Here is an 11,572-nt window from a genome sequence, read left to right on the forward strand (position 1 = left end):
ATGATTACTATCACCGCCGCGGGTGCTAAACCCTCTGTTAAAGGCCCATCCGACTACTTCACCGGTACGGTGCGCATCGACGCGCCGTTCCAGGGCACCGAACCTGCCCGCATCGGCGGGGCGACTGTCACCTTCGAACCGGCGGCGCGCACCGCCTGGCACACCCATCCGCTGGGCCAGACGCTGATCGTCACCGCCGGCTCTGGCCTGGTTCAGGAGTGGGGCGGCCCGCTGCGCGAGATCCGCCCCGGCGACCAGGTGTGGATCCCGGCAGGCGTTAAGCACTGGCACGGGGCCGCGCCGGAAACCAGCATGACGCATATCGCCATTGCCGAAGCGCAGGACGGGAAAGTGGTCGACTGGATGGAGCAGGTCAGCGATGAACAGTATGCGTCACCGGTGAAATCCTGAAGGCAGGTGAGTGGAAAAAAACAGTAATTCGGTGCTGTCATGCGTCCGTACAGGGTGCCTGATGCCGCCCGGTAAGGTAAACCGACAGATTATCGGGATCAACGCTGACAGGTGCTCATCACGCTGCGCGGGGTTGTAAAAAAGGTCACTGAAGACGTGGCCTTGTAACGGTGGCAATACCATCACCTGAAGGCAGACTGTCGAGAGAAGCATGGGTCATAACGTCGTTTATCAACAGCGCACCGGAGGTGGTTTGCTGCAGGCGCTGGTGTGGCGGCTCAACGGGGGGAAATAAGCGCAGGATACAAATTTTGTGCAGGGCTGAATAAAGTCGGCGCATCGGGCGTTAACGCTGTATCTGCTTAAGGGAGATAACCCGATGATTCGTTCTGCCTGCCTGTTAAGCCTGATGTTCCCTGTCACCCCGTTCCGCTCGCCACGTGTCTCGATCGATACGGTTCGTTATCAGAATCGAGGTGTTTAATCATGCGTCATTGAGTTAAACACCTCTGCGTTTTAATTATTTTCATTAACAGCGGCGATACGTTTAATACGGCTATTGTACAGAGAGTAACCAGAGATGCGTTTCTGACGCGGCTTAAGTTCAGGGTTTCTGATCAGAACCCCTGCCTGTTGCACCGGTTATCGACTGAATATGTTGATAGGTTCGCACCTTTCCGTATTATTAACCTGTTGTTTTTAATATGCAAAGTAAAGCGTGGTTGGTGTTTCAGTTTTGATAAGGTCAAGGTGAAAGAAGGGGGGGGGCCATAATCATTAGTCAGAGCAGGGGAGTGTATAATAACGCATGCTCGAATGATAAGATTTTAAGGATGGAGAATTCCATTATTTTTATGATTTAAATCACCCATGCTTAAAATTAATTTTAGTGCCTGATGGCTTTTATTTTGCGCAAAAAAAACCGCCCCACAGGGGGGCGGTCAATATGCATTCAGGCACATCTTAAATATTTAACAATCAGCGGGCTAAGTAATAGTAGCCGTATGCTGAAAGCGCAAGGGACCTGTACGATTATTTACAAATGGCCCCTCTGCGGTTAAATAAAAAATCACGCTCCGTGCCGTTATCAGGTTCTGAAGCGGCTGACCGCCGCCGTCAGCACCGACACGTGTTCGTCCAGCTTCTCAGTCGCCGCCGCAGAAGTGTGAACCAGCGTGGCGTTCTTCTGGGTTACGCTGTCCATTTCGTTTACGGCCTGGTGTATCTGGCTGATGCCCAGCATCTGCTCACCGGACGCCAGTGATATTTCGCCGATAGATTCGGCGAGGTCAACCACCGTGGTAGCGATACCGCGGATGTTGCTGGCGGTGGCGTCGGTGACTTTCGACCCTTCCGCTACCAGCGACGTTGCCTCACGCATCACGTCCTTGATTTCCCGTGCGGCCACCGCGCTGCGCTGTGCCAGAGTTCTCACCTCACCGGCGACCACGGCAAAGCCGCGCCCGCTTTCGCCCGCTCGCGCCGCTTCCACCGCGGCGTTCAGCGCCAGGATATTGGTCTGGAAGGCGATGCCTTCAATCACGCCGGTAATCTCGCTGACCTTGTCCACGCTTCTGGCAATGCCGCTCATGGCGTCAGACATCTGGCCGGCGCTCTCACCGCCGTTACGCGCGCTTTTCGCCGCTTCACGCGCGTCCTGCGCCGCGCGTTCGGCGCCGCTGGCGTTGTTCCGCACCGTGGCGCTGAGCTGCTCCATGCTGGCCGCGGTCTGCTGCAGCGCCGACGCCTGCTGTTCCGTACGGGAAGCGAGTTCGTGGTTGCCGTTGCTGATGCCGTTTGCCACTTCGGCCACGTTAAAGGCGGTATCCTTCACGCCCGCCACCAGGGCACGCAGACGCTCCTGCATACCGGCCAGCGACGCCATCAGGCTGCTGCTGTCCCCCGGCCCGATCGCCGTTTCGGTGGTCAGATCGCCCTCTGCGATGGCCGTGGCCAGACGCACCGCCTCAGCCGGTTCACCACCCAGCTGGCTCTGCAGACGACGGGTGATCAGCCAGGTCATCAGGATACCCAGCAGGATTGAAAACCCGGTCAGGATATACAGCGTGGTGAATACGCCGGCCAGCAGGCGTGAGGATGAATCCAGCGTCGCGTTGGTGACCCTCTGCTGGTAATCAACCATTTCACCGATCGCCTTGCCATAGCTATCCGCGGCAGGCAGCAGCTGGTTAATAAACCACGCGCGTCGCGCTGCGTCGTCGGCCAGCGGATAAGTAAACAGCGCTGCGGCCTTCTCGCGCCAGGCGGCGCGCGTCTGTTCTATAACGGCTAACCGCAAAGAGGCTTCTTCGACCTCCTGCAGGTTAATGCCGGGAATCGACTTCGCCCCGTTGACCAGGCCGCGAAACATATCCGTTACCGCGTCATTCTTCTGCTGCAAAGTAATAAAAGTCTCTGATGTACGGGCCGCGCTATCATCATTACGCGCCAGCAGCCCCTGTACTTCGTTAAGCTGTTGCGAGAAAGTGTCCCGCAGGCCTCTTAATACCTCTAAGTCATTGAATCGCGCCGTAGTCAGCTTCTGCTGCTCCGAAGCGTTGTAAAGTTTATAGCCGGCGAAAAGTGAAACGCAGACGCCGCACAGGATGACGGTGGCGAAGGCCAGCGTCAGCATTTTTTTCACGCTCATTGTGTTTTTCATAATAAAAATTCATCCTTTCAGCTGCCGTGTTAGCGTGATTTTTTAAAAAAAGACGGACACCACTATTATCGGCATCAATAGGATTAACTTTACCGGTGCGACCGGTTTTTAACGGCCGGTTCGATTATTAAACTCTTTGCTATTCAAAAATTAGAGTTATATTACTGGGTTTTTTTTAAATGATCTTGTCAACCCAGAATATTTAACCTTGTACATCCATAAATATGAGATTCTTTAACAACCTGCGCGGCGTTGCTCAGGCTATCCGCGCAGGTGCCGGTTCGGCAGCGCCGTGGTGTACTTCACCTGGCTCAGCGCGTAAAAGACCTTAAACCCGGTCCTGACCATCGGCCATGGAGTGTAATGACAGTAGGGGCAGGTGGTCGTCAGGGAGAATAACGGGAAGGTCCTGGGGTGAATGCAAGAGTATAGTATGCATATGCCAGGCATATACATGTTCTGCCCGTACGCCTATAATGATCTGACCGGGAACTTTCCCCGGATCTGTTCAACCTGTGAGGGACAACTATGCGAACCGTATCCGTGTTTAAAAACGGTAACAACCGTGCTATCCGCCTGCCACGTGACCTGGACTTTGACGGCGTCAGCGAACTTGAGATCCTACGGGATGGCGATACCCTTATCCTGCGTCCCGTACGACCGACGTGGGGATCGTATCTGCAAGAGGAGAAAGCTGATAAGGACTTTATGGCCGATCGCGATGATGTTGTCAGTGATGAGGGGCGTTTTGAACTATGACTAAAACCTTCATGCTGGATACCAATATCTGCTCCTTTATCATGCGTGAGCAGCCGGAAACGGTGATTCGCCGTCTTGAACAGGCTGTACTGCGCAACCATCGCATCGTTGTCTCTGCGATTACGTATGCGGAGATGCGTTTCGGTGCAATCGGTAAAAAGGCTTCACCGCGCCATGCAAAGCTGGTTGAGGCATTCTGCAGCCGTCTTGATGCCATTCTGCCGTGGGACCGGGCTGCGGTAGACGCCACCACAGAGGTTAAGACTGCGCTCTTTGCCGCGGGCACGCCGATCGGGCCAAATGACACCGGCATTGCAGGCCATGCCATCTCCGCAGGGGCCGTTCTGGTGACCAACAACGTGCGAGAGTTTGAACGGGTAACGGGTCTGGCACTGGAAGACTGGGCAAAGTAAGCGTAGCGCCAGTACCCCTGGGTACTGGCGCGCTGGCAGGTCCGGACGGCGTCAGAAACGATACAGGCTGAACGCCTTTGGATCGAGAACCGGCTTTTTGCCCAGCAGCAGGTCGGCGGCGATTTCTGCTGAGACCGGGCTTTCGGTCATGCCCCAGCCGGTGGCGGTGTTGATCACCATCCCCGGATACTCCTTCACCTCGGAGATAATCGGGTTTTCATCCGGTGCGATGGACATCGCGCCGCTCCACTGGTCGATCAGTTTCGACGCTTTAAACGCCGGGAACTCGGCGCGCAGTTTTTCCAGCGAGCTGTTCAGCTCAGGCAGGTCCGGTGCGGCGACCATATCGCGGTTTTTCTCGAACGGCGATTCTTCACTGTTCTTCCAGTGCTTTGGCTGCATCAGCGTGTCGACCAGCTGTTTGTTCAGCGCGATATGCACCGGGAAGTCCGGCAGCGCCAGCAGCGGCAGATACTTATAGCCGTACATCAGGGATTCCTGCACCACCGGTGCCACGATCACGCGCGGCGAGGTGGCATAGGTGCCGTCGGCCTGTTCGCGGAAGTAGATGTTACCCGGCAGCGCCACGTTGCCGCCCGGCGCACCCGGCGCGCCGCTGATCAGCTGCTGTGACTGGTAGGCCGGCAGGGTAGGGACGCTTACGTTCAGGTTCTGCATAAACAGGCGTGACCATGCCCCGCCTGCCACCACCACCTGCGAGGTACGGATCGCGCCTTTCTCGGTCACCACGTCGGAAATCGCGCCGCCCTGGGTTTCAATGCCGCGCGCCGCACAGTTGGTGAAGATCTTAACGCCGATCTTTTTAGCATGCTCGGCCATCACAAACGCCGCCACTTCGGCGTCCAGGCTACCGGAGTCCTCTTCAAAACCGGCAATCTTCCATTCGGACTTCGCGCCGCGCAGGCGCTGGCTCAGTTCATCGCCCTGGATAATGCGGGTTCTGAACGGAATATCGCTGCCGGCTTCCTGACGTTTACGCTCGATCCAGGCTTTTACATGCTCGAGATCTTCGTCATCCAGCGGGACCTCAACGCGGCCCTGGGTACGGTAGGTGGTATCCGTGCCGATTCGGGCATTCATCTCGCGCCAGCGCTGTTTGGCAAGGTGGTGCAGCTGGAAGGTTTCATCCGGCATTTTGTAGGTCATTACCTGGCCGTAGAAGCGGCTCGACTGTTCGCCGGCGATGTTGCCTTTCTCCAGCACCACCACGGACAGGCCACGCTCAACCAGGTTGATGGCGGTCATGATGCCGAGGATGCCGCCGCCGATCACCACCACGTCAGACTGTTTCGGCAGCGGTTCGCTCAGGCCCGGCACAAAGCCGGAACGCGGCATGCCCGGCAGCAGGCGGCCTTCGCGGGTCAGCATCGGCGTAAGAATAGCGCCACCGGCCACGGCCAGCGCCGCGCCACCGAGTAAAAATTTTCTTCTTGTCAGTTTCATTGCAGAACGTCTCTCTGGTAGACGACAGGCGGCCGGGTGACATCCTGTGCCGGCACCTGTCAAATCAATATACCTGGGTAAAAACAGGCGTTATCCCTGTGCAGCTAATGGTTTTAATGGTTCGAAAATGATATTTCCGTTATCCGTATGCTTAATGGCAATTAATCCCGCGATAAGGACGTGGGAATAGCCTGTTGGTACCGAAACATAGGCTTGCGTTATTAACCAACGGGCAAAGCGATCCCCGGCAGGGAATTAACTATTTCGCCATGACGCGATTGTCTTTTTTAATGGCAATGAATCTCTTAATGCCATCCGACTTTTTACCTTTTTCCGTCTTTTAAGTGACAGGTGTGATAAGACCTGCCCGGAAGCATGGATTAAAAAGCAGCGTTTATTGGCATTGCCAGTGAGTCACATTAAATAGCCGTACTGTGTTTTCTCTGCGAAGCGTGTTTCTCTGTTACGAACCGGGAGCGGGTGGAAAATTCGCCAGAATAGCGTTTTTCTTACTGCCATGCCCCATAATGGTGCCGCACATTAACAAAGTTAGCGACAAAACAAAACGTCTTATGCACAGCGTGCTAACCGATAACTCCCTGAAAAATTCAGGGTTTTAACAATATTATTCATTAAAATGAATATAAATTGCATATAAATGCATTAAATCGCCCCCTGCTGGCAGGTAATTATTCATGCAAAAAAATTTGAAAAAAAACTTAAAATGACAAAATTGGTGGGGGATATTTAAGAGGGTGCGCTGTCATTCTGTCTGTATATAAAGCCAGATGGTTAAAGGGTCATTGAGACCCTTTGCGCCGCCAGAATATCCCGCCGGCGACCTGAGAGTAACGGTAAACCCGTTCTCTTAGCCGCCTGCGGCATCGGTGCTCAGGTTATCAGCAGACCAGCGCCTGACCATCTTTCCGGCTTTCGGAACCTGCAACATAGAAGCCCTGCGGATCGCGAACTATCGCCTGCGCGCCGCCAAAGTTATGACCCGACAGCGGATCTTCTACGCTAATCAGATGCCCCATCTCACGCAGCGTTGCCAGCACGTTGCGGTCAATGCCGGATTCGACCATCACCTCGCGCCCCTGCACCACGCGCCAGCGCGGGGCATCGATCGCCGCCTGCGGGTTCTGCTTATGCAGCATCACGCGCAGCGCCAGCTGCAGATGGCCCTGCGCCTGCATGGTGCCGCCCATTACGCCAAACGACATCAGCGGCTGCCCGGCCGCGTCCAGCGCAAACCCAGGAATAATGGTGGTGAACGGCCGTTTACCGCCCGCCACCACGTTCGGGTGCTGCGGGTCGAGCGAGAAGCCGTTGCCGCGATTCTGCAGGCTGATGCCGGTGCCGGGCACCACCACCCCGGAACCGAAGCCCATATAGTTGGACTGGATAAACGAGACCATCATGCCGCTGGCGTCGGCGGCGGTGAGATAGACGGTGCCGCTCTGCTGCGGCGAGCCATAGGTAAAATCCCCGGCACGATCGGGATCGATCAGCGCCGCCCGCTGCTGCAGATACTCGTCGCTTAACAGGTGCTCCGCCGGGAACTCCAGACGATCGTCGTCAGCGACGTAGCGTTCCAGATCGAGCAGCGCCAGCTTCATCGCCTCAAAGCAGAGGTGCAGGCAGGGTGCGGAATCAGGCGGATAGCGGCCAATATCCCACTGCTCTAGAATGCCGATGGCAATCAGCGTGGCGATGCCCTGACCGTTCGGCGGCAGCTCGTGTACCTTTCCGCCGGCGAACGGCCGCGACAGCAGCCGCACCCAGTCCGCACGGTGGTTGCTCAGGTCATCAAGGCTCAGCGCCGCGCCGTGCCGTTGCGCGCTGGCCACCATCTTCTGCGCCAGCTCACCGCGGTAAAACGCCTCGCCGCGCGTTTCGGCAATTTTCTGCAGCGTGGCGGCCTGGGCCGGGTTGCGGTACAGCTCACCGGCACGCGGCGGGCGGCCCCCGGGCGCGAAGCACTCGGCAAAGCCCGGCTGCTGCTGCAGTTTGTTGTAACCGGCCTGCCACAGCCGGGCGATCAGCGGCGACACCGGAAAGCCGTTACGCGCGTAGTCGATGGCCGGTTGCGCCAGCGTGGTCAGCGGCAGGCTGGCGAAACGCTCCGCCAGCGCCACCCACGCCGACACCGCACCCGGTACGGTCACCGCTTCCCATCCGGTTTGCGGCATCGTTTTCAGACCGGCAAAACGTGCAAGGTTCCACTCAGCGGGGGCACGCCCGGAGGCATTCAGGCCATGCAGCTGCTTACCGTCCCAGACGATGGCGAAGGCGTCGCTGCCGATGCCGTTACCGGTCGGCTCCAGCACCGTCAGCGCCATGGCGCTGGCGATGGCCGCATCCACCGCGTTGCCACCCTGTTGCAGCATACGGATGCCCGCCTGCGCCGCCAGCGGCTGCGAAGTGGCAACGGCGTTACGTCCCATCACCGGCACGCGGTGCGAAGCGTAGCTGACGTGGTAATCAAGATTGCTCATAAACCTCCCTTACTGTGGGTCACTGCGCCCGATAACGGCGACGTCCGATCCAGCCGGTAAAAGATCCGCTGGCCTCACTCATAATGGCTGAGGCCAGGGACGGTGTCATCTTTAACGGCAGGCTTTCCATACTGTTACGGGCGCAACGGCGTCAGGCGCAAGGCCGTAAGCTGATGAACGGAGAGTGACGGTAAGTGCGGTGAGAGAAAAAACGCCCTGAGAGGGATCTCAGGGCGGGTAAGCATCGTGGGTCATTTCAGGCGGGTGATATTTATGCCCTGATGCGACGATACTCAGGATGGGTGTTCACCCCCCACAGGCCGGCAAAGGCGCTGACGACCGCACCGATCAGCAGCGCAATGAACGACCACAGCGCCAGTCTGGCACCGGCGCTGGCCGCCTGATCCGCTTTCTCAATCGCTTCTTTTTTGAGTTCGGCGTACTGCACTTTCGCCTCGTTCAGGCGGCCCTGCAGTTCGTCCAGACGCTGTTTCGCCTGAGTGACGGTGGTATCGCGGGTTTTGATAAAGTTATCAACCGCTTTATCCGCCTCTTCAGGGGTCATGCTGGTGTTCTGCGCCAGCGCATTTTTAACATCATCACGGCTGACGGACTGGCTGACCGTATCGACCCGTGCTTTCAGCTTCTGACCCAGTTTATCAAAAATGGCATCGCTGCTGTCCGGGCTGACCGCCAGATCCTTAACGGCTGAAGCCACGTCATTGCCCGCCGCCTGCAGCTGGGACTGGAGATAGTCCGGCTGCAGCTCGGGGACGCCGGACTTGCGTAACGCCTCGGTGATATTGTCATCCGCGTTTGCCGCGGTCAGCTTAGTGTCGAAGCCAAGGCGATCCGACAGGTTTTTCGCCATATCTGCGGTGCCGCCTGCGGCTTTGGCCGCCACGCTGCCAATGCCGCTGACCGCGCTGCCGGTGGCTGAAGCGACAGAGCCTACCGCGGAGCCTGCCATATTCAGCGCCCCGCCGACCGCCATAAAGCCCAGTACCGAAGCGACGATCAGCGAGGTTGCCCAGCTGAGGAATCCGTGAACGGTGCCGTCAGTGCCGGCAAGACGGCCGGCGATAAACCCGCCGCAGGCAAGGCTGATCACCACCGAAATCACCGACCACGCCAGCACGGCTTTATCCGCACCGTTCACCACATCGTCGGCTTTAGGCTGCAGCATTGACAGACCGAGGCTGGTGCCGAGGGTGGTGAAGAGCAGGGACAGCGCAATAGCGGTGACCACGCCGGCGATCACGCTGCCCCATGATATACGTCTGACCACAACTGAATCTCTCTGAATGTCCATAAACTATCCTTAATTTACATGGTTACGTGTTAATTCAAATTAAGCGTAGTTCATAAATAAGAATATTCTGCGCGCTTCTGTTTTTCCTGCTTTTATTTCTGGTGTGAGATGAATCCTGTCAGGGAGAGATGCCGGTGTCATTGTTTAATAAGGCGTGATTTACTATAAAAACATCAAAGAGATCGGTGCTAACCGTAGCCAGCTAATTGGCGATCCTGTCAGGGTTTTTCAGGTAAAAAAATAAATTGCTAAGGAAAAGTTGACCGATCGATAAATCAGCGCTACGGCTGCATCTGCCGTTGTGACCTTGCTGAGGATGCTCCTGCGTTGCACGCGTTGTGAAATGCCTGACTCAATAAGGCCATGAGGTAATATGACTGAAAATAATTAAAGTCTCTGTCGTCGGGCATCGCAGTTCCGGATGCCGGACGCTTAAATTCTTGCGGCACCGCCGCTGACGAACAGTTCGCTGCCGCTGTCGTCAGAGGTTTGTCTGACTCTGACCGGGTGGGGATTTTTACAGCTTGTATGGCGTCATAGCCGGATCGCTGCCGATGCCCGACTGGTTTAAAATTAATTTTTTTAACCAGTCGGTAGATTTTTTTTTACCACTGCGTTCATGTGAGAATATTTTTACGGTGAAATGAGGTGCAAAGAACGGCAATTTAAACGTCTTAAAATTAGCCAGTTTTTCCAGCTTTCCCGCAACGAATGACGGGATTGCCATAAGCAGTTCACTTTCGGCGATAATATAGGGTGAACTCAGCATTGAAGGGGTTTTAAGCGTAATCCGACGTTGCAGACCCAGCTTTGCGAGGTGCGTATCCAGCAATCCCTGTCTTTCATTCCACGGCGTCACCACCAGATGTCCTGCAGACAGATAATCTTCCAGCGTCATGCTTTGACGATTAACGTTACCGATCACCACAAATTCATCACTGAAGAGTTGAACCTCGTCCAAATCCTGATGTTTAACGTCGTCCGGCTCGCTAAAACTCAGCGCCAGGTCCACTTCTCCTGCCAGTAACTGATTCAGGGCCGGGTTGTGAGGTAAATGAAACAGTTCAAAATTAATGCCGGGCGCAGTGTTTTCAATCGTACGCATCAGCTGCGGAAAAATACAGAAGGCGGTGTAGTCCGTTACCGCAACACGAAACGTTTCACTGCTGTTCAGGGGATCGAACGGCTGCACCGGGCTGAGATGCTGATTAAGGGCAGACAGTGACCTGGCGATGTGGGGAGCAAGCTGTTGAGCGTAAACGCTGGGGCACATTCGGTGCCCCTCACGATAGAACAGAGGGTCCTTCAGAAAGTCACGCAGGCGCGCTAAGGCATGGCTGAGTGCTGAAGTGCTCATTGAGAGTTCAACCGCCGCAAGCCGGACCGATCGGTGCCGGAACACCGCATCAAAAACAGGCAACAGGTTAAGATCGATACGCCTCAGCACATGATGCATAGAATTCATCCTTACTTGATATTAATGCACTTAATTCATTGAAAGATACCCATTATCCTTTCAGCCTTCAAATGGTGATGATAAGAGACAGTGTATGGACGTGATGATCAGGCAGGCCAGCGAGGCAGATACGGATGCCATCTATAACATGATCAATGGCTTATCCGTCTACAGAGAGGCACCGCTGGAGGCCATACCCGCCATTGAAGAAATCAGGACGTTTTTATTCTCTCCGGGATCGCCTGCTGAAGCCTATATCTGTGAAATAGACGGGACTGTCAATGGATACGCGATAATCTCAATGAGTCAGGCCAGCTGGTCAGGCCGCCATCGCCTGAGCGTGGAAGAGCTCTACTTTACGCCCGACTACCGGGGGAGGGGGGCTGGAAAAACGCTGCTGCAGTATATCGCCCAACTGGCGGTAAGCCGGCAGTGCAGCCGCATTGAATGGAACGTACTGGAGTGGGATAAACCGGCCAACGAGTTTTATCAGAGTATTGATGCGCTGCCCCTTAACGAGTGGGTTCGCTACCGGCTTGACGGCCCCGCGCTGGAAAGATTCGCCAGCTGCACCACGCTCTGACGGGGTCAGCAAGA

The 11,572-nt window shown here is 55.9% G+C and carries 9 protein-coding genes; 4 read left to right on the plus strand and 5 right to left on the minus strand.

Translation table 11 applies throughout. The features are described 5' to 3' along the window. The gene (locus tag GKQ23_RS00005; RefSeq protein WP_249168391.1) at window positions 1-411 is read left to right on the plus strand and encodes a cupin domain-containing protein; all 411 of its coding nucleotides are present in this window, start codon (window positions 1-3) and stop codon (window positions 409-411) included. A 1,087-nt stretch (window positions 412-1,498) separates the two neighbouring features. Here the strand turns inward: GKQ23_RS00005 and GKQ23_RS00010 are convergent. Continuing rightward, a complete protein-coding gene (locus tag GKQ23_RS00010) occupies window positions 1,499-3,073 on the minus strand; it encodes a methyl-accepting chemotaxis protein (protein ID WP_249168392.1) in 1,575 nt (524 codons plus the stop codon). Window positions 3,074-3,601: 528 nt separating this feature from the next. Between GKQ23_RS00010 and vapB the strand changes: the two genes are divergently transcribed. Further along, window positions 3,602-3,832 (plus strand): type II toxin-antitoxin system VapB family antitoxin, encoded by a 231-nt coding sequence (gene vapB / locus GKQ23_RS00015; RefSeq protein ID WP_056237284.1) that lies wholly within the window; start codon window positions 3,602-3,604, stop codon window positions 3,830-3,832. After that, complete coding sequence (locus tag GKQ23_RS00020; protein ID WP_056237281.1) at window positions 3,829-4,245, plus strand: type II toxin-antitoxin system VapC family toxin; 417 nt, start codon at window positions 3,829-3,831, stop codon at window positions 4,243-4,245. The genes vapB and GKQ23_RS00020 overlap by 4 nt, the downstream gene beginning before the upstream one ends. Window positions 4,246-4,296: 51 nt before the next feature. On the opposite strand, the gene GKQ23_RS00025 is transcribed toward GKQ23_RS00020, so the two are convergent. The 4 genes from GKQ23_RS00025 to GKQ23_RS00040 all read right to left on the minus strand — a co-directional run bounded on the left by GKQ23_RS00025 (window position 4,297) and on the right by GKQ23_RS00040 (window position 10,984). After that, entirely contained in the window at window positions 4,297-5,709 is a 1,413-nt protein-coding gene (locus GKQ23_RS00025; RefSeq protein ID WP_212408257.1) for an FAD-binding oxidoreductase, read from the minus strand. An 899-nt stretch (window positions 5,710-6,608) separates the two neighbouring features. Next, window positions 6,609-8,207 (minus strand): gamma-glutamyltransferase family protein, encoded by a 1,599-nt coding sequence (locus tag GKQ23_RS00030; RefSeq protein WP_212408258.1) that lies wholly within the window; start codon window positions 8,205-8,207, stop codon window positions 6,609-6,611. Between the two features lie 271 nt (window positions 8,208-8,478). Then, window positions 8,479-9,519 carry a TIGR04086 family membrane protein gene (locus tag GKQ23_RS00035; protein ID WP_056237272.1) on the minus strand — a complete coding sequence of 347 codons (1,041 nt, stop codon included), beginning with the start codon at window positions 9,517-9,519 and terminating at the stop codon, window positions 8,479-8,481. A gap of 517 nt (window positions 9,520-10,036) precedes the next feature. After that, window positions 10,037-10,984, minus strand: a complete 948-nt coding sequence (locus GKQ23_RS00040) for a LysR family transcriptional regulator (RefSeq protein ID WP_249168393.1) — start codon at window positions 10,982-10,984, stop codon at window positions 10,037-10,039. Window positions 10,985-11,069: 85 nt separating this feature from the next. On the opposite strand from GKQ23_RS00040, the gene GKQ23_RS00045 reads away from it, so the two are divergent. Then, entirely contained in the window at window positions 11,070-11,558 is a 489-nt protein-coding gene (locus GKQ23_RS00045) for a GNAT family N-acetyltransferase (RefSeq protein WP_212408260.1), read from the plus strand. Window positions 11,559-11,572 lie beyond the last annotated feature (14 nt).

Source organism: Erwinia sp. E602 (genome assembly GCF_018141005.1).
In the GTDB taxonomy this organism is placed as follows: domain Bacteria; phylum Pseudomonadota; class Gammaproteobacteria; order Enterobacterales; family Enterobacteriaceae; genus Erwinia.